The organism is Chromobacterium sp. LK11 (assembly GCF_001043705.1).
Taxonomy (GTDB): Bacteria; Pseudomonadota; Gammaproteobacteria; order Burkholderiales; family Chromobacteriaceae; genus Chromobacterium; species Chromobacterium alkanivorans.
Window position 1 is genome coordinate 1 of sequence record NZ_LDUR01000017.1, and the last position, 26,623, is coordinate 26,623.

The 26,623-nt window shown below is 65.8% G+C and carries 26 protein-coding genes; 10 read left to right on the forward strand and 16 right to left on the reverse strand.

The window, feature by feature from the left end:
* Window positions 1-151: 151 nt before the first annotated feature.
* The 3 genes from VK98_RS12550 to VK98_RS12560 are packed head-to-tail and all read right to left on the reverse strand — an operon-like array spanning window position 152 to window position 3,913.
* Window positions 152-676: a DUF2946 family protein gene (locus VK98_RS12550; RefSeq protein WP_048414368.1), complete on the reverse strand. Its 525-nt coding sequence runs from the start codon at window positions 674-676 to the stop codon at window positions 152-154.
* 55 nt (window positions 677-731) lie between these two features.
* Window positions 732-3,224 carry an ABC transporter permease gene (locus tag VK98_RS12555; RefSeq protein WP_048414369.1) on the reverse strand — a complete coding sequence of 831 codons (2,493 nt, stop codon included), beginning with the start codon at window positions 3,222-3,224 and terminating at the stop codon, window positions 732-734.
* On the reverse strand, window positions 3,221-3,913 hold the full coding sequence (locus VK98_RS12560; RefSeq protein ID WP_048414370.1) for an ABC transporter ATP-binding protein: 693 nt from the start codon (window positions 3,911-3,913) through the stop codon (window positions 3,221-3,223). The genes VK98_RS12555 and VK98_RS12560 overlap by 4 nt, the downstream gene beginning before the upstream one ends.
* A gap of 2 nt (window positions 3,914-3,915) precedes the next feature.
* Here VK98_RS12560 and VK98_RS12565 point away from each other — a divergent pair, with 2 nt between their 5' ends.
* Window positions 3,916-4,515: an arylesterase gene (locus VK98_RS12565; protein ID WP_048414371.1), complete on the forward strand. Its 600-nt coding sequence runs from the start codon at window positions 3,916-3,918 to the stop codon at window positions 4,513-4,515.
* A 117-nt stretch (window positions 4,516-4,632) separates the two neighbouring features.
* Window positions 4,633-5,928 (forward strand): MFS transporter, encoded by a 1,296-nt coding sequence (locus VK98_RS12570; RefSeq protein WP_082158965.1) that lies wholly within the window; start codon window positions 4,633-4,635, stop codon window positions 5,926-5,928.
* A gap of 88 nt (window positions 5,929-6,016) precedes the next feature.
* On the opposite strand, the gene VK98_RS22820 is transcribed toward VK98_RS12570, so the two are convergent.
* The 6 genes from VK98_RS22820 to VK98_RS12600 all read right to left on the reverse strand — a co-directional run bounded on the left by VK98_RS22820 (window position 6,017) and on the right by VK98_RS12600 (window position 12,305).
* Complete coding sequence (locus VK98_RS22820) at window positions 6,017-7,249, reverse strand: GGDEF domain-containing protein (protein ID WP_156187852.1); 1,233 nt, start codon at window positions 7,247-7,249, stop codon at window positions 6,017-6,019.
* Window positions 7,246-8,448 carry a GGDEF domain-containing protein gene (locus tag VK98_RS22825; RefSeq protein WP_053077363.1) on the reverse strand — a complete coding sequence of 401 codons (1,203 nt, stop codon included), beginning with the start codon at window positions 8,446-8,448 and terminating at the stop codon, window positions 7,246-7,248. Before VK98_RS22825 ends, VK98_RS22820 begins: the two co-directional genes overlap by 4 nt.
* A 139-nt stretch (window positions 8,449-8,587) precedes the next feature.
* Window positions 8,588-9,202, reverse strand: coding sequence for a peroxiredoxin (locus tag VK98_RS12585; protein ID WP_048409261.1), 615 nt, complete (start codon window positions 9,200-9,202; stop codon window positions 8,588-8,590).
* Window positions 9,203-9,492: 290 nt separating this feature from the next.
* Window positions 9,493-11,286 (reverse strand): aspartate--tRNA ligase, encoded by a 1,794-nt coding sequence (aspS, locus tag VK98_RS12590; protein ID WP_048414372.1) that lies wholly within the window; start codon window positions 11,284-11,286, stop codon window positions 9,493-9,495.
* A gap of 83 nt (window positions 11,287-11,369) precedes the next feature.
* Window positions 11,370-12,038, reverse strand: coding sequence for a DUF502 domain-containing protein (locus VK98_RS12595; protein WP_048414373.1), 669 nt, complete (start codon window positions 12,036-12,038; stop codon window positions 11,370-11,372).
* Between the two features lie 6 nt (window positions 12,039-12,044).
* On the reverse strand, window positions 12,045-12,305 hold the full coding sequence (locus tag VK98_RS12600; protein WP_048414374.1) for an FmdB family zinc ribbon protein: 261 nt from the start codon (window positions 12,303-12,305) through the stop codon (window positions 12,045-12,047).
* Between the two features lie 264 nt (window positions 12,306-12,569).
* Here VK98_RS12600 and fabI point away from each other — a divergent pair, with 264 nt between their 5' ends.
* The 3 genes from fabI to VK98_RS12615 are packed head-to-tail and all read left to right on the forward strand — an operon-like array spanning window position 12,570 to window position 15,444.
* Window positions 12,570-13,346 (forward strand): enoyl-ACP reductase FabI, encoded by a 777-nt coding sequence (fabI, locus tag VK98_RS12605; RefSeq protein ID WP_048414429.1) that lies wholly within the window; start codon window positions 12,570-12,572, stop codon window positions 13,344-13,346.
* Between the two features lie 11 nt (window positions 13,347-13,357).
* Entirely contained in the window at window positions 13,358-14,293 is a 936-nt protein-coding gene (locus VK98_RS12610) for a phosphate acetyltransferase (protein ID WP_048414375.1), read from the forward strand.
* Complete coding sequence (locus VK98_RS12615; RefSeq protein ID WP_048414376.1) at window positions 14,290-15,444, forward strand: acetate/propionate family kinase; 1,155 nt, start codon at window positions 14,290-14,292, stop codon at window positions 15,442-15,444. Before VK98_RS12610 ends, VK98_RS12615 begins: the two co-directional genes overlap by 4 nt.
* Before the next feature lie 97 nt (window positions 15,445-15,541).
* Here VK98_RS12615 and VK98_RS12620 read toward each other — a convergent pair whose 3' ends face one another.
* Window positions 15,542-16,600 carry a phospholipase A gene (locus VK98_RS12620; RefSeq protein ID WP_082158967.1) on the reverse strand — a complete coding sequence of 353 codons (1,059 nt, stop codon included), beginning with the start codon at window positions 16,598-16,600 and terminating at the stop codon, window positions 15,542-15,544.
* An 87-nt stretch (window positions 16,601-16,687) separates the two neighbouring features.
* A complete protein-coding gene (rpsT, locus tag VK98_RS12625) occupies window positions 16,688-16,951 on the reverse strand; it encodes a 30S ribosomal protein S20 (protein ID WP_048409254.1) in 264 nt (87 codons plus the stop codon).
* Between the two features lie 126 nt (window positions 16,952-17,077).
* On the opposite strand from rpsT, the gene murJ reads away from it, so the two are divergent.
* From murJ to queF, 3 genes are read left to right on the forward strand one after another with little or no spacing between them, the layout of a single operon-like run.
* A complete protein-coding gene (murJ, locus tag VK98_RS12630; protein WP_048414377.1) occupies window positions 17,078-18,613 on the forward strand; it encodes a murein biosynthesis integral membrane protein MurJ in 1,536 nt (511 codons plus the stop codon).
* A 1-nt stretch (window position 18,614) separates the two neighbouring features.
* Window positions 18,615-19,382, forward strand: a complete 768-nt coding sequence (locus VK98_RS12635) for a CPBP family intramembrane glutamic endopeptidase (protein WP_053077365.1) — start codon at window positions 18,615-18,617, stop codon at window positions 19,380-19,382.
* A 50-nt stretch (window positions 19,383-19,432) separates the two neighbouring features.
* Window positions 19,433-20,272 (forward strand): NADPH-dependent 7-cyano-7-deazaguanine reductase QueF, encoded by an 840-nt coding sequence (queF, locus tag VK98_RS12640; protein ID WP_048414378.1) that lies wholly within the window; start codon window positions 19,433-19,435, stop codon window positions 20,270-20,272.
* A gap of 222 nt (window positions 20,273-20,494) precedes the next feature.
* Here the strand turns inward: queF and VK98_RS12645 are convergent, their stop codons facing one another.
* The 5 genes from VK98_RS12645 to aroQ all read right to left on the reverse strand — a co-directional run bounded on the left by VK98_RS12645 (window position 20,495) and on the right by aroQ (window position 24,914).
* Window positions 20,495-21,634, reverse strand: a complete 1,140-nt coding sequence (locus VK98_RS12645; RefSeq protein WP_369700246.1) for a DUF3426 domain-containing protein — start codon at window positions 21,632-21,634, stop codon at window positions 20,495-20,497.
* Window positions 21,595-22,491 carry a 50S ribosomal protein L11 methyltransferase gene (prmA, locus tag VK98_RS12650; protein ID WP_048414380.1) on the reverse strand — a complete coding sequence of 299 codons (897 nt, stop codon included), beginning with the start codon at window positions 22,489-22,491 and terminating at the stop codon, window positions 21,595-21,597. Before prmA ends, VK98_RS12645 begins: the two co-directional genes overlap by 40 nt.
* Window positions 22,491-23,849, reverse strand: coding sequence for an acetyl-CoA carboxylase biotin carboxylase subunit (gene accC, locus VK98_RS12655; RefSeq protein ID WP_043592857.1), 1,359 nt, complete (start codon window positions 23,847-23,849; stop codon window positions 22,491-22,493). The genes prmA and accC overlap by 1 nt, the downstream gene beginning before the upstream one ends.
* A gap of 126 nt (window positions 23,850-23,975) precedes the next feature.
* Window positions 23,976-24,428, reverse strand: coding sequence for an acetyl-CoA carboxylase biotin carboxyl carrier protein (gene accB / locus VK98_RS12660; protein WP_048414381.1), 453 nt, complete (start codon window positions 24,426-24,428; stop codon window positions 23,976-23,978).
* Between the two features lie 36 nt (window positions 24,429-24,464).
* On the reverse strand, window positions 24,465-24,914 hold the full coding sequence (aroQ, locus tag VK98_RS12665; protein ID WP_048414432.1) for a type II 3-dehydroquinate dehydratase: 450 nt from the start codon (window positions 24,912-24,914) through the stop codon (window positions 24,465-24,467).
* A gap of 279 nt (window positions 24,915-25,193) precedes the next feature.
* Here aroQ and queA point away from each other — a divergent pair, with 279 nt between their 5' ends.
* Window positions 25,194-26,216 (forward strand): tRNA preQ1(34) S-adenosylmethionine ribosyltransferase-isomerase QueA, encoded by a 1,023-nt coding sequence (queA, locus tag VK98_RS12670; RefSeq protein ID WP_048414382.1) that lies wholly within the window; start codon window positions 25,194-25,196, stop codon window positions 26,214-26,216.
* Between the two features lie 35 nt (window positions 26,217-26,251).
* On the forward strand, window positions 26,252-26,623 hold the full coding sequence (locus VK98_RS12675) for a gamma-butyrobetaine hydroxylase-like domain-containing protein (protein ID WP_048414383.1): 372 nt from the start codon (window positions 26,252-26,254) through the stop codon (window positions 26,621-26,623).

A 26,623-nucleotide genomic window follows, 5' to 3' on the forward strand; every position in this document is an offset into this window, starting at 1 on the left:
TCTAAGAACCTGTTCAAAGTCTCGCAAGCGGGAGCGGGACCAAGCGTTGCGGCCGACGCTCAGCAGATTTTGAACGGGGTCCAAGCCCCGCCGCGCGCGGGCCAAACAAAACCCCGGGCAAGCCCGGGGTTTTGTTTGACGGCGGAGCGGCTCAGCCCTTGGGGCGGCCGACGATGCCGTAGCGCAGCCACAAATCCGGCAGGCTCTCCTTGCCCAGCGGAATCGCGGCCTTGCCCAAGGCCAGCCGGTCCGGCAGCGTAGCCATGTCGCCGTCCCAGCCCGGCGCCCCTTCGTCCAGCACCGCGGCCAGGTCGCGGTCGTCCACCGCCGCCAGCTCGCCGCCGATCTCGATCAACAGCATGCCCTCCGGCGTCAGCCAGGCGGAGCGCGCCGGCACGTCGTCGTCGTAGGGCAGCGTGCTCCAGCCCGACGGGGTACGCCGCGCCACCAGCGGCGCGGCGTCCAGCGTCACATAGACTTTCTGCGGCCCGTTCTGCACATAACAGCGCCCCAGCCCGTCGCGGCTGTAGTTGCGGCCGAAGAACTCGATCATCGCCTCGTGCTGCAGGCGTTCGTCCTTGATCCACCACTGGCCGCGCGCGTCCAGCCGCAGCCAGCCAAACACGGCGGGCACGTTCGGCCACTTGGCCATTGCCGCCTGTACTATCGCATCCATCATGCGTCTCCTTGCGGGTCTGCTCCCGCTTGACTCTCAGCTTTGACCACCAAACTCAGATCGCCCGCAACACCGCCATCGGCGATGTCCGGGTCACTCGCCCCACCAACGGCCAACCGGCCACCACCACCACCAGCGCGCCGCTGACGACGCCGGCGGGCAACAGCCAGGGATTGAACACCAAGGGCAGATTGAACAATTTGACCGAAGCCAAAGCGCCGATGCCCATCGCGCCCAACGCCGCCAATAAACCGGAAAACGCGCCCAGCCAGGCCAGCTCCGCCAGCACCACGCTGCGCACCTGTCGCCGCGACGCCCCCAGCGCCCGCATCAGGCCGACATCGAACAGCCGCTCGTCGCGGGTGGCCGCCAGCGACGCCCACAACACCAGCACGCCGGCGGCCAGCGCCAGGCCGAACATGGCCTCGATGCCGCGCGACAGCTTGTCCATCATCGCCCTCACCTCGGTCAGAATCGCCCCGACGTCGATCACGGTCAGATTGGGAAACTCGCCCACCAGGCGATTGACGAAGTCCTCGTCCGCCGCCTCCAGCCGGAAGCTGCTGATCCAGCTGGCCGGCTGCTGGCTGAACTGGCCGGGCGTGCCGATCACGAAGAAATTGACGCGGAAACTGTCCCACGGCACTTCGCGCAGGCTGGTGACCTTGGCGCGGTAAGTGGTGCCGGCCAGGTCGAAGGCCAACATGTCGCCCAGCTTGATGCCCAGGGTGTCGGCCAGCCCGCGCTCCACCGAGAACTGCGGCGGAATCCGTTTCTGGGGCTGCCACCATTGGCCCGCGGTCAGCTTATTGCCCGGCGGCAATTCGTCGCGCCAGGACAGATTGAATTCGCGCTCGGCCAGCCGCCGCGCGCGCTCGTCTTCATAGGCGGACGGCCGCACCGGATGCTCGTTGATCGCGATCAGCCGCGCCCGCACCATGGGCGCCAGTTCCGGCGCCGCGCGTCCCTCCGCGGCGAAGGCGTTGCGCACGCCGTCGAGCTGATGGCGCTGGATATTGATGACGAATTTGTTCGGCGCGTCCGCCGGCACGCTGCGCTGCCAGGCGCCGATCAGGTCGTCGCGGACGATGGTCAGCGTCAGCAAGGCCATCAGGCCCACCGACAAGGACACGATCTGTATCACCGCCAGCCAGTGGCGGCGCGCGATATTGGCGATGCCGAAGCGCCAGCCCACCCGGCGTCCGCGCGGCAGCCGCCGCATCAGATGAACCACGCCCAGCGCCAGCGCGCCCACCGCGGCGAAGAAGCCCAGCATGCCGGCCAGCAGCCAGCCGGCCACCGCCAGGTCGCCCACCTGCCAGGCGGCCAGGCCCAGCAGCGCCACCAGGGCCAGCAAGGGCGCCAGCACGCCCTGGCGCGTCGGCGTCAATTCATCGCGCAGCACCGCCGCCGGCGGCACGTCGCGTATGCCCATCAAGGGCGGCAGCGCCAGGCCGGCCAGCAGCACCAGCGAGGCCAGCGGGCCCACCAGCCAGGTCAGCCAGCCCGGATCGGGCAGGATTTCGCCGACATAGCCGCTGGCCAGCCGCATCAAGGCCAGCTGCACGCCGAAGCCGCCGGCGGTGCCCAGCGCGCCGGCCAGCAGGCCCAGCAAGAGGAACAGGCTGACGAACAGCCCCCACACCTCGCCCGCGGTCAGGCCCAGGCAGCGCAGCACCGCCACCTGCTGCCAATGGCGCGCCAGATAACGCCGCACCACCAGCGCCACCGCCGACGCCGCCAGCGCCACGGTCAGCATCGCGGTCAGGCCCAGAAAACGCCGCGCGCGCTCCAGCGCGGTGCGCACTTCCGGCCTGGCCTCCTCCACGTTTTCCAGCCGCGCGTCCTTGGGCTTGGCCTTTTCCAGCCACTGGCGGAAATCGGCGACGCCGCGGTCGTCTCCGGCGAACATCAGCCGCCAGCGCGCGCGGCTGCCTTCCTGAATCAGGCCGGTGGCGGCCAGGTCGGCGCGGTTGAACATCAGCCGCGGCACGAAGTTGTACAAATCCATCGCGCCGTCCGGCTCGCGGACGATTTCGCCGGCCAGCCGCAGCTGCGCGCCGCCCACGCCCAGGGTGTCGCCCAGCTTCAGCTTCAGCCGCCGCATCAGTCTGGCGTCGGCCCAGGCGGTGCCCGCGGCCGGCCGCAGGCTGCCGGTTTCGATCCGGCCGTCGGCCAGCCGCACGCTGACTTCGCCGCGCAAGGGATAGTTGTCGCTGACCGATTTATACGTGGCCAAGGCCGCCTGGCCGCCGGAAAACACCATGGAGGGAAAGCTGATGTTGTCGGCCAGCCGCAGGCCGCGTTTTTCCGCCTCGCGGCGGATGGACTCCGGCGCCGGCTGATTGCCGTTGAGCACCAGATCGGCGGCCAGCAGCTGGGTGGCCTGGGTGGTCAGCGCGCGCTCCACGCGGTCTGAGAAAAAGGCCACGCTGCTCATCGCCATCACCGCCACCACCAGGGCCAGCGCCAGGATGGTCAGCTCGCCGGACACCAGTTCGCGGCGGATGAAGCGCAACACCAGGGTCAAGCGGCCGGCCAGCGTCATGAGCGCGCTCCGTTGAGCTTGCCTTCCACCAGCCGGTAGATGGCGTCGCAACGGCTGGCCAGTTCGGTGTCGTGGGTGACCAGCACCAGGGCGGTGCCCTGCTCGGCGTTGAGCTGGAACAGCAGGTCGATGATCTGCCGGCCGCTGTGCGGGTCCAGATTGCCGGTGGGCTCGTCGGCGAACAGCAGGCCGGGATGAATGACAAAGGCGCGCGCCAGGGCCACCCGTTGCTGCTCGCCGCCGGAAAGATGACGCGGGTAATGGCCCAGCCTGTGGCTGAGGCCGACGCGGTCCAACATCTGGCGCGCCGCTTCGCGCGCGTCGGCGCGGCCGGCCAGCTCCAGCGGCAGCATCACGTTTTCCAGCGCGGTCAGTTGCGGCATCAGCTGGAAATTCTGGAACACGAACCCCACCTTGTCTCTGCGCAGCAGCGCGCGCGCGTCTTCGCTCAAGCCGGACAAGGCTTGGCCGAACAAGGACACCTCGCCGCCGGACGGATGGTCCAGCCCCGCCAACAGGGACAACAGGGTAGACTTGCCGGAGCCGGAGGCGCCGACAATGGCCACGCTCTCGCCCGGATACAGGGTCAGCGTGGCGCTGCGCAGGATGTTCAGCGGCTCGCCGTGGAAATGCACCTGCTTGGCCAGCTCGCTGGCCGCCAACACCGCCTGGGTTTCAATTGGATTCATTTATGCGCTCGATACTAAGCAAAGTTCTACTTTCCGCCGGCCTGTGCCTGCTGATGCTGCCGGCGTCCGCCGCGACGATACTGGTGTTCGGCGACAGTCTGTCCGCCGGCTACGGCCTGTCTCCCGGCCAGGGCTGGGTCAGCCTGCTCGCCAAGGAGATGGGGGCGAAGCACCGCATCGTCAATGCCAGCGTCTCCGGAGAAACCACCGCCGGCGGCCTGGCCAGGCTGCCGGACGCGCTGGCGCGCCATCGCCCGGACATCGTGGTGCTGGAACTGGGCGCCAACGACGGCCTGCGCGGCCTGCCGTTGGCGCAGATGCGCGGCAACCTGTCCAAGATGATCGCCTTGGCCAAACAAAGCAAGGCCAAGGTGGTGCTGGTGGGCATGGCCCTGCCTCCGAACTATGGCCCGCAATACGGCGCCGAGTTCCGCAAAGCCTACGCCGACCTGGCCAAGCGCGAACGCCTGCCCTTCGTGCCGCTGCTGGTGGCCGGCTTCGAGGCCGATCTGTCCCAATTCCAGCCTGACGGGCTGCACCCGGTGGCCGCCGCCCAGCCCGCGATGATGCGCACGGTCAAGGCCAAGCTGCCGCTGCGCTGAAAACCCGCGCGCGCGCCGCGCGGCGGCTTCCGGCTCGCCCAGGATATTCACGGAGTTGACTTTCTTCGCTGCAACGCAGCAAGATAAGTCAAAAGCATAATCATATCCTGGATTCTTATGAGCCGCCCGCCCCCCGCCCCCTGGCTGAAACGCCTGCTGTCCCCCTATCGCGGCCTGCCCGCCACGGTCTACATCCAGGTGTTGTGCAGCCTGATCAACAATATCGGCGGCATCTCCAAACTCTTCCTGCCGCTTTATCTGCGCGAGAACTACCAGCTGGGCTATGCGCAGATCGGCCTGATGATGGCGGCCTACGGCGCCGGCGCGCTGCTGGGCTCCCTCAACGGCGGCGCGCTGTCCGACCGCTTCGACGGCCGCAAGCTGGCCACGCTGTTCCTGAGCGCCTCCGGCCTGTGCCTGCTGTTGCTGGCGCTGGCGATCCCGCTCTGGCTGTTCGTGCCGGTGCTGCTGGTCTCCGGCTTCGCCGACGGCGCTTTCCGTCCGGTCAATCTGCGGCTGGCGCTGGAGCCCTGTCTGCCTCGGCAGCGCGCGGTGGCCCAGGGCATGCTGCGGGTGGCCTTCAATCTGGGCGTCGCCGGCGCCGGCCTGCTCAGCGGCTCATTGGCCGCCATCGGCTACGACTGGGTTTACGCCGCCAACGCCGCCGCCACGCTGAGCGCGGCGCTGTGGCTGGCCTGGGCCTACCGCCGCAACGACTCGGCGCCCGTCCCTCCGGCTGCGCTCGAAACCGCCGAAACCGGCGCCGAAGCGCTGGTCGGCCCCTGGCGCGACCTTCCCTTTCTGCGCATGTTGCTGGCCCTGACGCTGATGACCGCGGTATTCGACCAGATCTATGTGACGCTGGGACTGTTCCTGCGCGAGCATTATCAACTGGGCCCGCAATGGATGGGCTATCTGTTCACGCTGAACGGCCTGATGGTGGTGGCGCTGCAGATTCCGATCAGCCGCCGCATTCTGGACTGGGGCTTGCTGGCCAGCACCCAGGCCGGCGTGCTGCTGACCGGCGTCTCCTTCCTGTGGCTGACGCTGGGCCAGGGCCCGCTGTGGGCGGTGCTGATGATGACGACGCTGACGCTGGGCGAGCTGTTGGTGTCGCCCTGTTACACCATGCTGGTGATGCACCGCTCGGAAGGCCGGCTGCGCGGTCGCTATCTGGGGCTGTACAACGCGGTGTGGCAGGGCCGCACCCTGTTCGCTCCGGCCTTGGGCACCTGGCTCTACGGCGCGGTGGGCGGCGTCGCGCTGTGGTGGATGTGCGCCGCCGCCGTCTGCCTGTCGGCGCTGATCCAGCAGCCGGCGCTGCGCCTCATGCTCGCCCGCCAATCCGAGCCGGCGCCGCAGAGCCGGTTCAAAGCCGCGCCGGCCAAGGCGAGCCAGGGCGAAAACGGCTGAGGAAGCCGAATGCGCGCGTCGTGGACCGTTCGGACCGCGCTCGCCGCGCCGCCTCTCGGCAAGCGCGGCAGGCTTTGGGCAGGCTGGCCTAGTCCCGCTCCGGCTCCGCGTCCCACACGCACACCCGATTGCGGCCGGACGCCTTGGCCCGGTACAAGGCGGCGTCCGCCTGCAGCAAGGCTTGCTGGCTGCCGTTCAGCGGCGGCTGGCCCGCCACGCCTATGGACACCGTCTGCGCGTAACCGTCCGGCAAGCCGTCCAGCTGAGCCTGCGCCAGGCGCAGCCTGACCGCCTCCATTCTCTCCGCCAGCCGCTCCGGCGCCAAGCCGGGCGCCAGCACCACGAACTCCTCGCCGCCGTAACGCGCCAGCGTCATCCAGCCCTCCAGACAGGAGGCGATGTGCTGCGCCGCCTGCTGCAGCACCTGGTCTCCCGCCAAATGGCCGAAGCGGTCGTTCACCTGCTTGAATTCGTCCAGATCCAGCATCGCCAGGCTCCAGACCGCGGCGTCCGACTGGTCCAGCTCCGCCATCCGGCAACGCAAGGCCCGCTGGTTCAGACAGCCGGTCAACACATCGGAATCCGCCAGCAAGCGCATCTGTTCCGCCGCCTGTTCCAGCATCTGCCTGCGCTGCTCCAGCAGCTCCCGCTTGGCCGCGCTTTCCGCGTACAGCTCCTGCAGCCGGCGCAGCACCACCGCATTGCGCTCGCGCAGCCTGACGGTGTCGCGCAGCAGCGGATTGAAGCTGGACAGGAACTCCCACTGCACCAGGATGAAAATCACCGCGCCCACCAGCAAGGCGCTGTACAGCAAAGTGCCCTCGGAATGGAAGCGGTACAGCGGATACGCCCAATAGCCGACGAAAAACGTCAGGTGCAGATCGCGGCACGGCGCTTGCAGCAGGCACACCGCGGCGAAACCGCCGGCCAGCCACAGCACCACCACGATGCGGTAAGGCCCCTCCGTCTGCGGGAACATGAACCACATCATCATGCTCCACACCAGCGCGCTGAACAGCATCAGCTCCCGCAGGACCTGGTAGTGCCGGAACACCTGGTCCTGGCTATGCGCGTGGCAGTGAAACCGGTAGACCAGCCGCGCGAACAGCAATTGCATCAGCAGAAAGATGCCCACCCAACACAGGATGCGCCAGGCGGGCGCGTGCCCGAGCATCAGCAGGCCGAACAGGGGTATCGCGATGAAGGATTGCAGAATCGAGAGCTTGAGCATGGAGACAAACTGGCGCACCAGTTCCGCCTCCAGCTCCGGATGCGCGGCCTGCCAGGGAAACGGCATCAGAATGCCCAGTCTCCGCCTCACGCCGCGGCCTCTCTCGCCAGGCAGACGCGGTCGCGCCCCAGCGCCTTGGCTTGATACAGCGCCTTGTCCGCCTGCTGCAGCAGGCCCAGCGGGTCGACCCCCGGCCGCCAGGCGGCCACGCCGCAGGACAGGGTCACCGGCAGGTCGCCGGTCAGCCGCCGCCAGTCCCAGCCGCCCACCTTGTCGCGCAGCGCCTCCATGCGCCGGCTCAGCTCGGCGCCGCTGCAAGCCGGGGCCAGCAGCAGGAATTCCTCGCCACCGTAACGGCCGAACAGTTCGCCGTCCGCCAAGGCCTGCTGCGCCAGCTCGCACAGCTGCTGCAACACCTCGTCGCCGCGCGCATGGCCGCAGCTGTCGTTGACACGCTTGAAATGGTCCAGATCGATGATGGCGATGGCGAAAGGCGAGCCCTGGGTTTCCGAGAGCTCCAGCAGGCGCTCCATTTCCCGCATCAGGGTGCGCATATTGAGCACGCCGGTCAGCGGGTCGCGCGAGGCCAGTTCGCTGATGCGCTCCACCGCGCCGTCCAGCTCCATGTTTTTCTGCTCCAGCATCGCGTTGTAGTTATCCAGCTGCGTCTGTTCCAGCGTCAATTCCCGCATCAGGCTGGCGTTTTCGGCGCGCTGCCCCATGGATTCCAGCGCAAAGCGATGCAATAAGGAAGTGAATTGCATCAGCGACAGGCAATAGATGATGCCGGAAACGCCCACCCAGCGCAGCACCGGCTCCGGCGACAGAAACAAGCGCAACAACAGCAAGCACCAGAGCGGGCCGACGAAGCCGTAAAACAGTTCGCGGCGCGCCGACAGCATCGCGCCCAGCACCGCGCTGACTGCGATGCCCCACAGCACCACGATCAGGCTGTAAGTCAGATCGCCGTCGGGCATCAGGATCCAGGCCGCGGCTCCCCAGCCCACGCCCACGGCGACGATCTGCACGGCAAAGCGCCGGTACAGCGCGGCGATCTGCCAGTCGTCGTGCTCGGGGCAGCGACAGGCGCGCCAGGTGGTGCCCCATTGCCACAACAACAACAGGCTGAGAAGCACCAGCCACAATACGGACGGGACGACCGGCGTCCGCCCCCATTCCAGTCCGATCAGCAGGGCCGCGCCCAATAAGGCGTGCGGCACGGACAGGTAGGTGGAGCGCATCGCATGCAGCATGGTGAGGCTGTCCAGCTGACTGATCGGCAGAGGCATGGCTCGGGCCTGTCGTTATCTTGGTAACTTATTGTTAGTTATAGCGAGCAATGCGCCAAGTCAGCGCGGGCCGCGCAATAAAAAGCCCCGCGGGCCAAGGCGCGCGGGGCAGGGTCGGACGCAATCCGCTTGCGACGGATTACAGGTCCTTGGCGTTTTCAGCCAGGTAGGAAGCCACGCCTTCGGCGCTCGGCTTCATGCCCTTCTTGCCCTTGTTCCAGCCAGCCGGGCACACTTCGCCGTGCTCTTCGGTGAACTGCAGCGCGTCAACCATGCGCAGCATTTCGTCGACGTTGCGGCCCAGCGGCAGGTTGTTCACCACTTGGTGCTGCACCACGCCGGAACGGTCGATCAGGAAGGAGCCGCGGAAAGCGACGCCGCCTTCGGCTTCAACGTCGAAGGCCTTGCACAGTTCGTGCTGGATGTCGCCCACCAGGGTGTAGCCAACCTGGCCGATGCCGCCCTTTTCCACCGGGGTGTTGCGCCATGCGGCGTGGGAGAACTGGCTGTCGATGGACACGCCGATCACTTCCACGTTCTTGGCTTTGAAATCGGCCAGGCGGTGATCGAAGGCGATCAGCTCGGACGGACACACGAAGGTGAAGTCCAGCGGGTAGAAGAACACTACCGCGTACTTGCCGGCGGTAGCTTGCTTGAAGGAGTAGTTGTCAACGATCTGACCATCGCCCAGCACGGCGGAGAAGGTTTTCGCGCCATCGAAGAAGGGGGCTTGTTTGCCAACGAGTACGGCCATTGCGGATCTCCTTAAAGGTCTTGGTGTGACTGCGCTTCCCTGATCGGGCGTCGGGAAACGCGGCGGAATGCGAGGCTTTATAAATCAGGCCCGCCGACATCGGCAAATTGTAAATCCATATCGTTGCGATAAAGTTTTGCAATGCCGGCCCGGCAGGCGCTCGCGTCAAGTATGAGGCCGGTATTAGATTGGGCCAAAAGCGCAAGGTTCAAGCCAAGGACGCCGAGAGCCGCCGAATGAAAAACGGCCGCTGCTTGCGCAACGGCCGTCGACGTCGAATCAAGCCGGCGTCAGGCGGAAGGCTCGGCCTTCTGGCGCAGGCGCAGGTTCAGTTCGCGCAGTTGCTTGTCGTCCACCGCGTTGGGCGCGTTGGTCAGCAGGCACTGGGCGCGCTGGGTTTTCGGGAAGGCGATCACGTCGCGGATGGATTCCGCGCCGCACATCAGCGTCACCAGGCGATCCAGGCCGAAGGCCAGGCCGCCGTGCGGCGGCGCGCCGAACTTCAGGTTGTCCAGCAGGAAGCCGAACTTGTTCTGTTGCTCTTCCGGGCTGATCTTCAGCGCGCCGAACACTTTTTCCTGGATTTCAGCGCGATGGATACGGATGGAGCCGCCGCCGATTTCCCAGCCGTTCAGCACCATGTCGTAAGCGCGCGCCAGGCAGGCGCCCGGATCGGTGGCCATCAGGTCCTCGTGGCCCTGCTTCGGGCTGGTGAACGGATGGTGGCAGGCGGTCCAGCGGTCGGCGTCCTCGTCGTGCTCGAACATCGGGAAGTCCACCACCCACAGCGGACGCCATTCCTTGACGAAGTAGCCGTTGGCCAGGCCGTGCTCGTGGCCGATCTTGATGCGCAGCGCGCCGATGGCCTCGTTCACCACCTTGGCCTTGTCCGCGCCGAAGAAGATGATGTCGCCGTTTTGCGCGCCGGTGCGCTCGATGATGGCTTTCAGGCCGTCGGCGGACAGGAACTTGACGATGGGCGACTGCAGGCCTTCTTCGGTCGGCTTGCTGGCGTCGTTGACCTTGATGTAGGCCAGGCCCTTGGCGCCGTAGATGCCGACGAACTGGGTGTAGTCGTCGATTTCCTTGCGGCTGAGGCCGGAACCGCCCGGCACGCGCAGGGCCACTACGCGGCCGTTCGCCATGTCGGCGGCGCCGCGGAACACCTTGAACTCTTCCGACTTCATCACGTCGGTCAGTTCGGTGAATTTCAGGTCCACGCGCATGTCCGGCTTGTCGGAACCGTAGTAGAACATCGCGTCGGCGTAGCTCATGCGCGGGAACTGCGGCAGCTCCACGCCCAGCACGTCGCGGAAGATCTCCTTGGTCATGCCCTCGGTGATGTCCATGATCTGATCCTCGTTCAGGAACGAGGTCTCGATGTCGATCTGGGTGAATTCAGGCTGACGGTCGGCGCGCAGGTCTTCGTCGCGGAAGCACTTGGTGATCTGGTAGTAGCGGTCGAAGCCGGCCACCATCAGCAATTGCTTGAACAGCTGCGGCGATTGCGGCAGCGCGAAGAATTCGCCCGGATGCACGCGGGACGGCACCAGGTAGTCGCGCGCGCCTTCCGGCGTGGAGCGGGTCAGCATCGGGGTTTCGATGTCGATGAAGCCCTGCTTGTCCAGGTGGTTGCGCACGCCCATCGCCACCTTGTAGCGCAGACGCAGGTTTTTCTGCATCGCCGGGCGGCGCAGATCGATCACGCGGTTGGTCAGACGCACGTTCTCGGACAGGGTCTCGTCGTCGATCTGGAACGGCGGCGTGGCGGCGGCGTTGAGGATTTCGATTTCCTTGGCCAGGATTTCGATCTCGCCGGAAATCATCTTGCTGTTGGCGGTGCCGGCCGGACGCTCGCGCACGATGCCGGTGATGGACAGCACGTATTCGCCGCGGCTGCTGTCGGCCAGCTGGAAGGCTTCCGGGGTGTCCGGATCGATCACCACCTGCACCAGGCCTTCGCGGTCGCGCAGGTCGATGAAGATCACGCCGCCATGGTCGCGGCGGCGGTGAGCCCAGCCCTTCACGGTAACGGTCTGGCCGAGGTATTTCTTGTCAATAAGTCCGCAATAGTCGGTTCGCATTGGGTAAACCCTTTTATTCAAATTCGGTGAGGCTTCCCCGCCCGGGGGAAAGAAAGGCGTTAAGGGCTAGACAGGGTGTCGGTCTAGCCCTGCCGATTATGTTCGTCGTTCAGACGCGGACGCTGAGCGGCCGGCGGCGGGTTCGGCGCCACCATGCCCATGGAGATCGCGTATTTCAACGCCTCGTCCACGCTCATGTTCAGGTCGCGGGTGTCCTTCTTGGCCACCATCACGAAATAACCCGAAGTCGGGTTGGGGATGGTGGGCACGTAGACCCCGACGAACTCGTCGTCGGACAGCGATTCGGACACGACTTCAGGCAGCGGGCCGGTCTGAAACGCCACCGTCCACATGCCGGAATGAGGGAACTGCACCAGCAGCGCCTTCTTGAAGGCCTGGCCGGAGTCGGACAGCAGCGTGTCGCTGACTTGCTTGACGCTGTTGTAAATGCTCTTCACCACCGGGATGCGCGACAGCAGCGCGTCCCACATGTCCAGCACGCGCTGGCCCAGCACGTTGGCGGCCAGCATGCCGGTGCCCAGCAGGATCAGCACCGACAGCACCACGCCCAGGCCCGGCAGGTGGAAGCCGAGCAAGGCCTCCGGCTGCCATTCCTGCGGCAACAGGTTCAGCGTCTGGTCCAGCGAAGTGACGATCAGGTTCAACACCCACAGCGTCACGGCCAAGGGCAGCCACACCAGCAAGCCGGTGACCAGATAGCCCTTCAGCGTCATTTTGATTTGCGGCGTCATCGGGGTTTACGCGCACCCACAGCCGGTGCCGCAGCTATGGCCGCCGCCGCTGTCCGAAGACGAGGCGGACGAGCCGCCGGACGCGCCGCCCTTGAAATCGGTGGCGTACCAGCCGGAACCCTTCAGCTGGAAGCCGGCCGCGGACAGCTGCTTGCGATACTCGGCGCTGCCGCAGGCCGGGCATTGCGCGACGGGCTCGTCGCTGAGTTTTTGCAGATGCTCTTTGGCGACGCCGCAGGCGCCGCAACGGTATTCGTAGATTGGCATAGCTTTGCTTCCCCACCAGTAATCATGATGGCATAATAAACCGAACTCATGCTGCACTGCACTATCCGAGCGTGAACTTACGCCCGGCATGCCTAGTCGGACAGATGCGGATGAAGGGCTCCAACATCAAGCCTTCGTCCCGCCAAATCGTCGATTATATCCGACTGAATCGTCAATACAAAAATCCCTTTGCTTCATTAGCCCGCAATACTGCCCTGCAACCCTACAAATCCCGGAGGTCACATGGTTTACCAAGAGGGTCAGATGGAAAGCATTCGCAACATTCTTGCCGGCAAGAAAGGCCTGATCGTCGGCATCGCCAATGAAAACAGCATCGCCTACGGCTGCGCCAGCGTGCTGCGCGACCTGGGCGCCGAATTCGCCGTCACCTACCTGAACCAGAAAGCGGAAAAATACGTGCGTCCGCTGGCCGACCAGCTGGGTTCGCCGCTGGTGCTGCCGCTGGACGTGGAACAGCCGGGGCAAATGGAGGCGGTGTTCGAGGCGATTCGCCAGCAATGGGGCAAACTGGATTTCGTCATTCACTCCATCGCCTTCTGCCCGATGGACGATCTGCACGGCCGCGTCACCGACTGTTCCCAGGCCGGCTTCCAGCAGGCGATGCGCGTCTCCTGCTACTCCTTCATCGAAATGGCCCGCCTGGCCGAGCCCTTGATGAGCCAGGGCGGCAGCCTGATCACCATGAGCTATTACGGCGCCGACAAGGTGGTGGAGAACTACAACATCATGGGCCCGGTCAAGGCCGCGCTGGAAAGCGTGTCCCGCTACCTGGCCAGCGAGCTGGGTTCCAAGAACATCCGCGTGCACGCGGTGTCCCCCGGCCCGCTGCGCACCCGCGCCGCCTCCGGCATCGCCCACTTCGACCAATTGATCGAGGACGCCATCGCGCGCGCTCCGCAGAACCGCCTGGTGGAAATCGAGGACGTGGGCACCACCTGCGCCTTCCTGATCTCCGACGCCGCCCGCGGCCTGACCGGCCAGACCATCTATGTCGATGGCGGCCACCACATCAAGGCTTGAGGAGGCCCGCCATGACACGCGACGAACACGCTTTTGCCGACATCCTGCAACAGGCGACCGGCCTGGGGCCGCTGCCGATGGCGGTGGCCCACCCCTGCAGCCGCGAAGCGCTGCTGGGCGCGGTGGAGGCCGCCGACCACGGCATCGCCACCCCCATCCTGGTGGCCCCCGCCGCCCGGCTGGCCAAGCTGGCCGACGAGCTGGAAGTGGACCTGAGCCGCTTCGAGCTGATCGACGTGCCGCACAGCCACGCCGCCGCCGAGCAGGCGGTGACCCTGGTGCGCGACGGCTACGCCGACATTCTGATGAAGGGCAGCCTGCACACCGACGAATTCATGGCCGAAGCGCTGGCGCGCGGCACCGGCATCCGCACCGACCGCCGCATCAGCCACGTCTGGATCATGAAGGTGGAGACCTATCCGCGCTATCTGTTCATCACCGACGCCGCGATCAATATCGAGCCCGACCTGCTGACCAAGCGCGACATCTGCCAGAACGCCATTGACCTGACCCAGGCGCTGGGCATCCGCCAGCCCAAGGTGGCCATCCTGGCCGCGGTGGAAACCATCAATCCGGCGATGCGCTCCACGCTGGACGCCGCCGCGCTGTGCAAGATGGCGGACCGCGGCCAGATCACCGGCGCCATCCTCGACGGCCCGCTGGCCTTCGACAACGCCATCTCGCGCGAAGCCGCCGACAGCAAGGGCATCGTCTCGCCGGTGGCAGGCGACCCGGACATCCTGCTGGTGCCGGATCTGGAAGCCGGCAATATGCTGGGCAAGCAGCTGACCTATCTGGCCGCCGCGGCTTCGGCCGGCATCGTGATGGGCGCGCGCGCGCCCATCGTGCTGACCAGCCGCGCCGACGACGCCAACGGCCGCCTCGCCTCCGCCGCCGTGGCAAATTTGCTGGCGCACAAGCGCCGGCAAAGCGGGCCGCGGCCATGAGCAGGGTGCTGCTCGCCGTCAACGCCGGCTCCTCGACGCTGAAATTCCGCGCCTTCGCGCCGGACGGGCGCCAGCTGCTGGCGCGCGGCATGGTGGACCGCTTCGGCCAGGCCAAGCCGGAACTGCAATTGCTGGACGGCAAGGGCCAGACGCTGAGCCGCCACGCGCTGGACGACGGCGGCCGCGCCAACGCCATCGCCGCGGTGATCAACAGCCTGGCCGATCAGCAGCTGGAGCCGCTGGCCGTGGTGCACCGGGTGGTGCACGGCGGCGGCCGCTTCACCGCCGCCGTACGGCTGGACGCCGACATCCGCGCCCAGCTGGAGGACTACGTGGCGCTGGCGCCGCTGCATCAGCCGGTCAGCCTGTCGGTGATTTCCGCCTTCGAGGAGTACGACGCCCGGCTGCCGCAGTTCGCCTGCTTCGACACCGCCTTCCACGCCCAGCAGCCGGAGGTGGCCACCCGCTTCGGCATCGCCCGCCACTGGCACGACGACGGGGTGCGCCGCTACGGCTTCCACGGCCTGTCCTACGCCGCCATCGCCAGGCGGCTGCCGGAACTGGGCCTGGAGCGCGCCAAGGTGGTGGTCTGCCACCTGGGCAGCGGCGCCAGCGCCTGCGCGCTGGACGCCGGCCGCAGCATGGCTTCCAGCATGGGCTTCTCCGCGGTGGACGGGCTGATGATGGGCAGCCGCCCCGGCTACATCGACCCGGAAGTCATCCTCTACTGGCAGGAACAGGCCGGCATGAGCGTGGCCGATGTGCGGCGCGAGCTGTACAAGAACTCCGGCCTGCTCGGCGTCTCCGGCCTGTCGTCCGATATGCGCGAACTGCTGGCCAGCGACCTGCCGGCGGCGCGCGAGGCCATCGAGCTGTTCTGTTACCGGGTGGCGCGCGAAGTGGCTAGCCTGGCCGCGGCGATGAAGGGCCTGGACGCGCTGGTGTTCACCGCCGGCGTGGGCGAGCATTCGCCGGAGGTGCGCGGCCGGGTGCTGCAACAGCTGGCCTGGCTGGGCTTTGAGGCCGACCAGGCCGCCAACCTGGCCCAGGCGCGACGGCTGACCACCGCCGCCAGCGCGCGCGCGGCCTATGTGCTGCCCACCGACGAGGAAGGCGAGATGGCGCGCCAGGCGGCCGCGCTGCTGCAATAAGCGCAAGGCCCGCCTAGCGGCGGGCCTGCTTCGAGCCTGTTCACCATCCTTGCATCATCCGCACCGCGGATTCCAAGCCCAGCCTAGCGAGCGGGATTCACTCCAGCCAGTCGCTCATCGTCAGCCCCACGCCCAGCGCGCGGGTGCGCACGTTGTAATCGATCAGGCTTTCGCCGTAACCGTCGAAAGCCTGCACATAGCCGCGCAGCTTGCCCCGCAGCGGGAAGCTCCAGTCCAGCTGCAAGCCGTGCTTGCCGCTGTCGAAATTGGGCCGCCACAAGGCGCTGAAGGTCTGGCCGCGATATTGGTAGATCGCCTGCAGATCGCCGTGCCCCAGGTATTTGACGATGTCGGGGTTGTCGTCATTGTCGCCGGACTCCGGCAGCCGCGCCCACCAGCGTCCTTGCAGCGTGAACGGACCGTTGTCCAGCGCCGCCATCGCGTACACCCGATTCCAGCTGCGCGACAAGGGATTGGCGCGGCCGTTGGACTGGTGCAGCAGGCCCAGGCCGCCCATGCGCAGCCGGGTGTCGCCCCAGGCCCAGGAAGACGGCAGCGGGAAGGTCAGGATCAGCTCCGGCTCGTAGTCGGTGCCGCGGAACGGCGCGGAATGCGCCCTGTTGTAGATTTGCCAATGCGATTGCTGGGTGTAGGCGAACCACAGGTTCAGCGGGGTATCGAAAATGTCTTCCCACACCTTGGTCTTGAACGACAGCTGGAACTTGGCCTCGGTCTTGTCCAGTTCGCCGCCCGGCGTCTGACTGGGCGGCCGGGTCGGCGATTGCGGCTCGTTGTTGGGCTTGGCCATCTGCCAGACCGGCAGATAGTAATTGGGACGGTACAGGCGGAAGCCGAAGGTATCGCCGCGCGAGCGGCCATCCAGGTCCCAGGCTTCGGCCAGCCGGCTGGGCGCCTGCGCCGCGTCCGTCCGGACATCCGCAGCCGGAACCCGGCTTTCCGCGGGCGGAACGGCGGAAGGAGGCGATATGGCCGCCGTCGCCGCGGGCTGGCCGGCCGCCAGGCCGTCATAGCAGGCCAGTCTCAACTTGGCGTCCGCCAAGCGGCCGCACTCGGCCAATTGCTGCGGCAGCTCCGCCGCCAGGGTCTGCGCTGCGCACAAGGCCAGCGCCCACGCCGTCCATCCAGACATAGCCATGCCTCCCCCTAGGGAAATCAATGCGCCAGACACACAAAAGGCCCCGCGATGCGGAGCCTTTGCGTATTCTTCAGCGCTGGGCTGTGATCAGGCCATGGCCTTGATCTGAGCCGACAGACGGCTCTTGTGACGAGCGGCCTTGTTCTTGTGGAACACGCCCTTGTCAGCAATGCGGTCAATCACTTTTTCGGAAGTCTGGAACACTACCTTGGCAGCGGCTTTATCGCCTGCTTCAACTGCCTTGAGCACTTTCTTAACTGCAGTACGGAATGCAGTACGCAGGCTGGCGTTGTGCGCGCGCTGCTTAAGGGCTGTGCGTGCACGCTTGCGAGCTTGTGCGCTGTTAGCCATGAATCTTTCTCCTGATGAGCGGAATCTGAAACCCGCGATTCTAAGCCCTAAACTCAGGTTTTGCAACAATAAACCTGGCGGCGTACACTAGCGGGCTTGCTCAACGCTAGATAAACCACCCGCAACATGAATCTGCTCAAGGCTCTGGCTGCTGTCAGCAGCATGACCATGGTGTCCCGCATCCTGGGCCTGGTCCGCGATACCATCATCGCTCGCGTTTTCGGGGCCGGCATGGCCGCCGACGCCTTCAACGCCGCCTTCAAGATTCCCAACATGCTGCGCCGCCTGTTCGCGGAAGGCGCGTTTTCACAGGCTTTCGTGCCCATTCTGGGCGAATACAAGAACCAGCGCAGCGAAGAGGAAACCCGCGAATTCGTCGCCAAGATCACCGGCGTGCTGGGTTCGGTGCTGCTGCTGGTCACCGCCGTCGGCATGCTGGCCGCGCCGCTGATCATGTGGATTTCCGCGCCCGGCTTTTACCGCGAGCCGGCCAAGGCCGCCCTGTTCGCCGACATCCTGCGCGTGTCCTTTCCCTATATCTTCTTTATCTCGCTGTCGTCGATGACCGGCAGCGTGCTCAACAGCTGGGGCAAGTTCTCGATTCCGGCGTTCACGCCCACCTTCCTCAACCTCAGCTTCATTGTGTTCGCGCTGTTCTTCAGCAGCCACTTCGACCCGCCCATCATGGCGCTGGCCTGGGCGGTCTTCGTCGGCGGCCTGGTGCAACTGGTGTGGCAGCTGCCCTTCCTGAAGCAGATAGGCATGCTGGCGCGCCCGGTGTTCGCCTTCCGCGACCCGGCGGTCTGGCGCGTGATCAAACAGATGGGGCCGGCCATCTTCGGCGTGTCGGTGGCGCAGATCTCGCTGCTGATCAACTCCACCTTCGCCTCCTTCCTGCCCACCGGCAGCGTGTCCTGGATGTATTACGCCGACCGGCTGATGGAATTCCCATCCGGCGTGCTGGGCGTGGCGCTGGGCACCATCCTGCTGCCCTCGCTGTCCAAACACGCCGCCACCCGTTCCGACGGCGAATTCAGCGTGCTGCTGGACTGGGGCATCCGCCTGTCGCTGCTGCTGGCGGTGCCGGCCACGGTGGGCCTGGGCCTGCTGTCCGGCCCGCTGCTGGCCACGCTGTTCACCTACGGCAAATTCACCGCCCACGACGCGCTGATGTCGCAGCAGGCGGTGATCGCCTACTCCTTCGGCCTGCTCGGCCTGATCCTGGTCAAGGTGCTGGCGCCCGGCTTCTACGCGCGCCAGGACATCAAGACCCCGGTGCGCATCGCGCTGATCACCCTGTGCCTGACCCAGCTGATGAACCTGGCCTTCGTGTTTCCGCTCAAGCACGCCGGCCTGGCGCTGTCCATCGGCCTCGCCTCCTGCCTCAACGCCGGCCTGCTGCTGCGCGCGCTGCTCAAGCGCGGCATCTACCAGCCCTCGGCCGGCTGGGGCGGCTTTCTCAGCAAGATGGCCGTGGCCATCGCGGCCATGGCCGCCGCGCTGCTGGCGCTGCAATGGCTGCTGCCCGTCCACTGGCACGGCCCGGCCTGGCAACGCGTGGCCTGGCTGAGCCTGCTGGTCGTCGCCGGCGCGGCCGTCTATTTCGCCGCGCTGTTCGCGCTCGGCTTCCGCCCGCGCGACTTCATGCGCCGCGAGCGCTGAGATGCCGGCCGGCCCGCGCGCTCCTCTCCTGACGCCGGCCGACCGTCAGACCGCCGGCGTGCTGCTGGTCAGCTGCCTGTGCCTGACCTTGCTCTACTACCCCGCCAACCGTTACTGGATGATGGACTGGCTGCTGCAATGGTGGCCGGCGCTGGGCTTGTCCTTCCGCCAGCAGGTGGTGCATAACCCGGACACCGATCTCTACCGCGCCGCCTACTGGGCGCTGGCCAGCATCGCCAGCTACTGCCTGCTGCCGCTGCTGGCCATCCGGCTGCTGGATCGCCGCCCGCTGGCCGACTTCGGCCTGGCCTGGCCGGACCGCGCCACGTTGAAGACGGACCTGAAGCTGTTCCCGCTGTTCTACGCCCTGATGCTGCCCTTGGTATGGTGGGCGTCCGGCCAGCCCGGCTTTTTGAAGATCTATCCCTTCTTCCGGCTCAGCCCCGGCGAGAGCTTATGGCCGCACTGGCTGCTGTGGGAGCTCTTGTATTTCGCCCAGTTCGCCGCGCTGGAGTTCTTCTTCCGCGGCTATATGGTGCACGGCCTCAAACCGCGGCTGGGCGTCAGCGCCGTCTTCGTGATGGTGCTGCCCTACTGCATGATCCATTTTGAGAAGCCGCTGCTGGAGAGCCTGGCCGCCATCGTCGCCGGCGTCGCGCTGGGCGCGCTCAGCTACCGCTACCGTTCCATCTGGCTGGGCATCGCGCTGCATTGCAGCGTGGCGCTGACCATGGACTTGATGGCGCTGTGGCGCAAGGGCCTGCTTTAAAAAGCGGCTCACGATCTGCCGCTTCTTTGAAAATCGATATAATTCAAGCCATGAACACTCAAGCCATGTCCCCGGAGCAATCCCCTCTGGGCAAAACCGTCAGCTATCAGGATCATTACGATCCCCATCTGCTGTTTCCGATCCCGCGCCAGGCCAAGCGCGACGAAATCGGCGTGGACGCCGCCGCGCTGCCGTTTGCCGGCGTGGACATCTGGACCGGTTTCGAACTGTCCTGGCTCAACGCCCGCGGCAAGCCTCAGGTGGGCATTGCCGCCTTCCGCATCCCGGCCGACAGCCCTAACCTGATCGAATCCAAATCCTTCAAGCTCTATCTGAACAGCTATAACCAGACCCGGATGGCCGGCCTGGACGCGCTGCGCCGCCAGCTGGCCGCGGACCTGTCCGCCGCCGCCGGCAAGGCGATAGGCGTGGACATCATGCTGCCGCAGCAATTTGGCGGCGAAACCATAGCCGAACCGGCCGGCGACTGCATCGACGATCTGGACATCGAGGTGGACAACTACGCGCCCTGCCCGCAGATCCTGCGCGCCGACGCCGGCGACGTGGTCAGCGAAACCCTGTGCAGCCATCTGCTGAAGTCCAACTGCCTGGTCACCGGCCAGCCGGACTGGGGCAGCGTGCAGATCCGCTACACCGGCCCGCGGCTGGACCGCGAGGCGCTGCTGCGCTATCTGATAGGCTTCCGCCAGCACAATGAATTCCACGAGCAATGCGTGGAGCGCATCTTCACCGACCTGCTGCGCGCCTGCGCGCCCAGCCGGCTCACCGTCTACGCGCGCTACACCCGCCGCGGCGGCCTGGACATCAATCCCTTCCGCAGCAATTGCGGCGAGATGCCGGTGGGGAATACCCGCACCGCGCGGCAATAAGATCTTTCCGGACGGGAAACGCGAACAGGCCGGCGAATGCCGGCCTGTTTGTCGTCCTGGAAACCATGATCAATGGTTCTGAGAGCCTGTTCAGAATCTCGCGAGCAAGAGCGAGACAAGGCGAAAACCGCTGAGAAAGCGGAATGTACAGATGGTACATGAGCATTTCGAAGCGGGTTTCAACGCCGTATCGCCGATGCGCAGCAGACTTTGAGCAGCTTCTTAAGGGTAGAACCAATACAAGCTATACCCCATCGCATGCACCTTGCCGGCGTCCAGCCGCATGGTCACCTTGACCTCGCTGTTGGAGTTGAAATGGCCGAGCTTGAAGTCGTCCGGCTTCAGGTATTCCTTGGGCGCGAACACTTTGCGGATCAGCACCTGATCGTCGGAATCCTTCAAGGTCACTTCCAGCATCGGATAGGCCTGGGAGTAAGTGGCGTGGTTCTTCAGCGTGGCGGACAGCTGGATCAGATTGGGGAAATCGGGGACGAAGGCCAGTTCCGACCACTCGGTGCGCACGCGGGCGATGTCGGTGGGCCAGGGCACCGCACAGCCCACCGCGTCGCACAGGCTTTCCAGCGTAGGGCGCAGTTCCGGCACTTCCGCGGCGATGCGGGTGCGGTTGAAATACACCAGCTGGCCGGCCAACACCAGCACGCCGATCGCCGAGGCGATCACGGCCAGGAAGGTCAGCGCCGGGTGGCGACGACGCGGCGCCTCGTCCTCATCGTCGTCGACGTGGCTGAGCTGCGGCTCGACGCGCGGCTCCGGCGCCGGCGCGGGCTTGACCGGCGGCGCTTCAAACAGGGGCTCAGGCGCCGCTTCAGGCTCCGGTTCCGGAGCGGGACGGCGGCGGTTGCCGAACACTTCCGGCGCCGGCTCCTCCGGCGCGGCGTCTTCCGCGCCAAACGGGTTGCCCAGCGGCGCGCTGACGTGGCGATTCTGCATCGCCTCCGCCAAAGCGCGCTGGAACTCCTCGACGTCGGCGCGCGCGGCCGGGGCCTCCTCCGCCATAGGCGGCGGCATCAGCAACTCGTCCGGCGGCGCTTCCGCCGCGCTGGCGCCCGGATCGAAATCCGGCACTTCCAGCTCGAAATCGTCCAGCGCCTCGCGCGGCTGGGCCGACTGCGGCGGAACGGCCGGCGGCGGCGCCGCGGCGCGCGGAGGCTCCGCCGGCGGCGCTTCCGCTGCGACGAAATGCTCGGTGGCGTTGAACACATGCGAACAGCGCCCGCAGCGCACCAAGCCATTGGCGGCCGCTAACTGGGCATCATTGACCTTGAAGCGTGTCTGGCAATTGGGGCACTGTGTCGTATATGTCATACCGTGGGGCGTCGGGTTCCTGTCAGTCTGGTCCATCCTTCGTCGAACACCGGAGCGTCCATCTGGAACCATTGTTCGTAGATGGCGGACAGCTCTTCGGCTTGTTCGGCGAGAATGCCTGAAAGCACGATTCTACCACCGGTTTTGACGTGGCTCGCCAGCAACTGGCCCAACATGCGCAGCGGATTGGCCAGAATATTGGCCAGTACCACGTCGTAGACCGCCTCCGGGTTCTGATCCGGCAGGCAGAAATCCGCCTTGACCTGATTCTGCTCGGCGTTGTCCTGGCTGGCCCGCACCGCCTGCGCGTCGATGTCCACGCCCAAGGCCGAGGCCGCGCCCAGCTTGAGCGCGGCGATGGCGAGGATGCCGGAGCCGCAGCCGTAGTCCAGCACGCTTTCGCCGCCTTGCAGCTGGGCGTCCAGCCATTGCAGGCACAAGCGCGTGGTGGGGTGGCTGCCGGTGCCGAAAGCCAGGCCCGGGTCCAATTGCAGATTGACCGCGTTCGGCGCCGGCGGCTCGTGCCAGGTCGGCGTGATCCACAGCCGGTCCGAAATCCGGATCGGGTCGAACTGCGACTGGGTCAGACGCACCCAGTCCTGCTCTTCCACCCGTTCCATGCTGTAGCTGGGCAGGCTCAGGCCGCAGGCGTTGGCGGCGGCGGCGATCAGCAGGGCCACGTCGGCCGCTTCATCAAACAGGGTGATGATGCGGCTGCGGCTCCACAGCTTGTCCACCGGCTCGCCGGGCTCGCCGAAAATGGGTTCTTCGCGCTCGGTGCCGGCAAAAGCGTCTTCGATCGCGGTGGACAGCGCGCCGGCGTCCATCAGCGCGTCGGCCAGACGCTCGGCAACGGTTGACTCGGCGTCAATGGTGGCTTGCAGCCAGGCCATCAGGCGCCCCCTTTTTTCTGCTGCGACAAACGCTGCTCCAGATAGTGAATGCACGTGCCGCCGCGCTGGAAAGCCGCGTCCATGAACAGTTCCTGATGCAGCGGGATATTGGTCTTGATGCCGGAAATGGAGATTTCCGACAGCGCCACCCGCATCCGCGCCATCGCCTGCTCGCGGGTATCGCCGAAGGCGATCAGCTTGCCCACCATGGAATCGTAATGCGAAGGCACGGTGTAGCCCTGGTAAATATGCGAATCGATGCGAATGCCCGGGCCGCCGGCCGGGTGGTAGCTTTCGATCTTGCCCGGGGACGGCACGAAGGTGAACGGGTCCTCGGCGTTGATCCGGCACTCCATCGCATGGCCGCGCAACACCACGTCCTTCTGTTTGTAGCGCAGTTTCTCGCCTGCGGCGATGCGGATCTGTTCCTGCACGATGTCGATGCCGGTGATCATCTCGGTCACCGGGTGCTCAACCTGCACGCGGGTGTTCATCTCGATGAAGTAGAACTCGCCGCGCTCGAACAGGAATTCGAAGGTGCCGGCGCCGCGGTAGCCGATGCGGCGGCAGGCTTCGGCGCAGGCTTCGCCTATCTTCTGGCGTTGCTTGTCGGTGATGCCCGGCGCCGGCGCTTCCTCGATGATCTTCTGGTGGCGGCGCTGCATCGAGCAGTCGCGCTCGCCCAGATAGATGGCGTTGCCGTATTCGTCGGCCAGGATCTGGATTTCGATGTGGCGCGGCTCTTCCAGGAATTTTTCCATGTAGACGGTGGGATTGCCGAAAGCCGCGCCGGCCTCGGTGCGGGTCATCTGCACCGAGTTGATCAAGGCGCCTTCGGTATGCACCACGCGCATGCCGCGGCCGCCGCCGCCGCCGGCGGCCTTGATGATCACCGGGAAGCCGATCTTCTTGGCGATCTTGACGATCTCGGCCGGATCGTCCGGCAAAGCGCCGTCGGAGCCCGGCACGCAGGGCACGCCGGCTTCAATCATCGCGTTCTTGGCCGACACCTTGTCGCCCATCTGGCGGATGGTGTCCGGACGCGGACCGATGAACACGAAGCCGGATTGCTCGACGCGCTCGGCGAAGTCGGCGTTTTCCGACAGGAAGCCGTAACCCGGGTGGATGGCCTGGGAATCGGTCACCTCGGCGGCGGCGATCAGGGCCGGCACGTTCAGATAGCTCTTGCCGCTGGGCGCCGGGCCGATGCAGACCGATTCGTCGGCCAGCTTCACGTACTTGGCTTCGCGGTCGGCCTCGGAATGCACCACCACGGTCTTGATGCCCATTTCGCGGCAGGCACGCTGGATGCGCAGGGCGATTTCACCCCGGTTGGCAATCAGAATTTTTTCAAACATGGAATTCTCCGCTGGCGGATTCCGCGGCCGGCGTCGTCGCCGGCGGGGGCCGCCAATGCTGTCGTGGCAAACGACAAGGGCACAGACGCTGCGCCGTGCCCTGTTGCCGTCAGCCTGTCGTCTGGCTTACTCGATGATGAACAGCGGCTCGCCGAATTCCACCGGCTGGCCGTCTTCAACCAGAATGGCCTTGACCACGCCGGAGCGGTCGGCTTCGATCTCGTTCATCAGCTTCATCGCTTCGATGATGCACAGGGTGTCGCCGGCGTTGACGCTCTGACCCACTTCGATGAAGCTCTTGGCGCCCGGGCTCGGCGAACGGTAGAAGGTGCCCACCATGGGCGACTTCATCGCGTTCTTGTCGTTGCTGGCCGGCGCGGCGGCTTCGGCGGCCGGGGCCGCGGCGGCCGGAGCGGCGTTGGGCACTTGCAGCGCAGTCATCGGCTGAGCGTAGGCCATTTGCGGCGCGGCGGATACGCGGGTGATGCGGACTTTTTCTTCCCCCTCGGTCACCTCGAGTTCGGCAATGCCGGATTCCTCGACGAGATCGATCAGCTTCTTGAGTTTACGGAGATCCATTGATAATCCTTCGAGTGGGATATTCGGTAGAGTGAGTTAGGCTTGCGCGGCAAGATGCCGGATGGCGTGCGCAAGCGCCAGTTCATAGCCGTGGGCGCCGAATCCGCAGATCACGCCGACCGCGAGGTCGGAGAAATACGAATGCTTGCGGAACGGTTCGCGGGCATGAACGTTGGAAAGGTGGACTTCGATAAACGGCACTTGCACCGCCGCCAGCGCATCGCGCAAGGCGACGCTGGTATGGGTGAAAGCGGCCGGATTGACCAGAATGAAGGCAGTACCGTCATGCAGGCACTGCTGCACGCGATCAATCAACACATATTCCGCATTGCTCTGCAATGCCGACAATTCAAACCCCGCGGCGCTAGCCTGCTGTTCCAGCCGCTGGTTGATATCGTCAAGCGTTTCCCGGCCGTAGTGCTGCGGCTCCCGCTGTCCCAGCAGATTGAGGTTGGGGCCGTGCAACACGAGGATTTTTCCGGTCAAAGCCTGCTCCTGTTTATCATCTTGGGCGCGAGTTTGCCGCAATTCGCTGCAAGATGTCTAGCTTTTGCATCATTTCAAACAGTTGTTTGGATGCCGAACACGGCGGTTCTTCGAGTCAAAGCACTAGTATCCACGGGCGTTTTTCCGCCTGGCAAGTTTTTACCGCCTTGCCGAAAATCGATGTTGATTCAGCGCAAATCCCGCCACTTCGCTCACTAAGCTGATGCCGGCGGCCGGCGGCGCGGGTATAATTTGCCGATTCTGAATCTTTTACGTCTTATGCAGCTTTCCGACTTCGACTACCACCTGCCCGAGCAGCTGATCGCCCAGCACCCTCCGGCCGAGCGCGGCGCCAGCCGCCTGCTGCGCGTGGCCGGCCATGACCGCGCCGATCTGCGCTTCACCGACTTCATCGACCAGGTCAGTCCCGGCGACGTGATGGTGTTCAACGACACCCGCGTGATCAAGGCGCGGCTGTTCGGCGAAAAAGCCAGCGGCGGCAAGATCGAGGCGCTGATAGAACGCGTGCTGGACGCCCACACCGCGCTGGCCCACGTCCGCGCCTCCAAATCGCCCAAACCCGGCACCCGGCTGATCTTCGCCGATCGCTGGGAGGCGGAGATGGTAGAGCGCCACGGCGAACTGTTCAAGCTGCGCTTCCTGGCCGAGGACAATCTGTTCGACATCCTGGAAGCCTCCGGCAAGCTGCCGCTGCCGCCTTATATAGAACGCGGCGCCGGCGACGAGGATGACGAGCGCTATCAAACCGTCTACGCCCGCGAACGCGGCGCGGTGGCGGCGCCCACCGCCGGCCTGCATTTCACCGAAGACATGCTGGAGCAGCTGCGCGCCAAGGGCGTGCGCCTGGCCTACGTGACGCTGCACGTCGGCGCCGGCACCTTCCAGCCGGTGCGGGTGGACAATATCGCCGAGCACAAGATGCACAGCGAGATCTACGAAGTGCCGGAAGCCACTCGCGCGCTGATCGCCGAAGCTCACGCCGCCGGCCGCAAAGTGCTGTCGGTGGGCACCACCAGCATGCGCGCGCTGGAATCCGCCGCCCGCGGCGGCGAACTGGCCGCCGGCTGCGGCGAAACCGACATCTTCATCACCCCGGGCTACCGCTTCCGGGTGGTGGACCGCCTGCTGACCAATTTCCACCTGCCCAAGTCCACGCTGCTGATGTTGGTGTCGGCCTTCGCCGGCTACGAGGAAATCCGCGCCGCCTACCGGCACGCGGTGGAGCGGGAATACCGTTTCTTCAGCTATGGCGACGCCATGCTGCTGGAACGCAAAGACTGACGCGCGGCCCCATCGGCCGCCTTTGAGGATAGACCATGTCCGGACCCACCCCCGACGCGCCCGCGCCGCAGGAAATCCAGCTGCACGCGGTGTCGCGCGTGTTGGAAATCAGCTTCGACGACGGCGCCCGCTTCGAGCTGCCCTGCGAATACCTGCGCGTCTACTCGCCCTCGGCGGAAGTGCGCGGCCACGGCGCCGGCCAGGAAGTGCTGCAAGTGGGCAAGCGCCACGTCGCCGTCACCGCGCTGGAGCCGGTGGGCCATTACGCGCTGAAGATCACCTTCGACGACGGCCACGACAGCGGACTGTACAGCTGGAGCTATCTATACGAGCTGGGCGCCAAACGCGACCAGTACTGGCAGGATTATCTCAATCGCCTCGCCGCCGCAGGCGCGAGCAGGGAGTGA

Bases quoted from the DNA above. Each gene is read 5' to 3' on its own strand.
- VK98_RS12550 (WP_048414368.1), bottom strand. From the start codon at position 676: ATGGATGCGATAGTACAGGCGGCAATGGCCAAGTGGCCGAACGTGCCC.
- VK98_RS12555 (WP_048414369.1), bottom strand. From the start codon at position 3,224: ATGACGCTGGCCGGCCGCTTGACCCTGGTGTTGCGCTTCATCCGCCGC.
- VK98_RS12560 (WP_048414370.1), bottom strand. From the start codon at position 3,913: ATGAATCCAATTGAAACCCAGGCGGTGTTGGCGGCCAGCGAGCTGGCC.
- VK98_RS12565 (WP_048414371.1), top strand. From the start codon at position 3,916: ATGCGCTCGATACTAAGCAAAGTTCTACTTTCCGCCGGCCTGTGCCTG.
- VK98_RS12570 (WP_082158965.1), top strand. From the start codon at position 4,633: ATGAGCCGCCCGCCCCCCGCCCCCTGGCTGAAACGCCTGCTGTCCCCC.
- VK98_RS22825 (WP_053077363.1), bottom strand. From the start codon at position 8,448: ATGCCTCTGCCGATCAGTCAGCTGGACAGCCTCACCATGCTGCATGCG.
- VK98_RS12585 (WP_048409261.1), bottom strand. From the start codon at position 9,202: ATGGCCGTACTCGTTGGCAAACAAGCCCCCTTCTTCGATGGCGCGAAA.
- aspS (WP_048414372.1), bottom strand. From the start codon at position 11,286: ATGCGAACCGACTATTGCGGACTTATTGACAAGAAATACCTCGGCCAG.
- VK98_RS12595 (WP_048414373.1), bottom strand. From the start codon at position 12,038: ATGACGCCGCAAATCAAAATGACGCTGAAGGGCTATCTGGTCACCGGC.
- VK98_RS12600 (WP_048414374.1), bottom strand. From the start codon at position 12,305: ATGCCAATCTACGAATACCGTTGCGGCGCCTGCGGCGTCGCCAAAGAG.
- fabI (WP_048414429.1), top strand. From the start codon at position 12,570: ATGGAAAGCATTCGCAACATTCTTGCCGGCAAGAAAGGCCTGATCGTC.
- VK98_RS12610 (WP_048414375.1), top strand. From the start codon at position 13,358: ATGACACGCGACGAACACGCTTTTGCCGACATCCTGCAACAGGCGACC.
- VK98_RS12615 (WP_048414376.1), top strand. From the start codon at position 14,290: ATGAGCAGGGTGCTGCTCGCCGTCAACGCCGGCTCCTCGACGCTGAAA.
- VK98_RS12620 (WP_082158967.1), bottom strand. From the start codon at position 16,600: ATGGCTATGTCTGGATGGACGGCGTGGGCGCTGGCCTTGTGCGCAGCG.
- rpsT (WP_048409254.1), bottom strand. From the start codon at position 16,951: ATGGCTAACAGCGCACAAGCTCGCAAGCGTGCACGCACAGCCCTTAAG.
- murJ (WP_048414377.1), top strand. From the start codon at position 17,078: ATGAATCTGCTCAAGGCTCTGGCTGCTGTCAGCAGCATGACCATGGTG.
- VK98_RS12635 (WP_053077365.1), top strand. From the start codon at position 18,615: ATGCCGGCCGGCCCGCGCGCTCCTCTCCTGACGCCGGCCGACCGTCAG.
- queF (WP_048414378.1), top strand. From the start codon at position 19,433: ATGAACACTCAAGCCATGTCCCCGGAGCAATCCCCTCTGGGCAAAACC.
- VK98_RS12645 (WP_369700246.1), bottom strand. From the start codon at position 21,634: ATGGACCAGACTGACAGGAACCCGACGCCCCACGGTATGACATATACG.
- prmA (WP_048414380.1), bottom strand. From the start codon at position 22,491: ATGGCCTGGCTGCAAGCCACCATTGACGCCGAGTCAACCGTTGCCGAG.
- accC (WP_043592857.1), bottom strand. From the start codon at position 23,849: ATGTTTGAAAAAATTCTGATTGCCAACCGGGGTGAAATCGCCCTGCGC.
- accB (WP_048414381.1), bottom strand. From the start codon at position 24,428: ATGGATCTCCGTAAACTCAAGAAGCTGATCGATCTCGTCGAGGAATCC.
- queA (WP_048414382.1), top strand. From the start codon at position 25,194: ATGCAGCTTTCCGACTTCGACTACCACCTGCCCGAGCAGCTGATCGCC.
- VK98_RS12675 (WP_048414383.1), top strand. From the start codon at position 26,252: ATGTCCGGACCCACCCCCGACGCGCCCGCGCCGCAGGAAATCCAGCTG.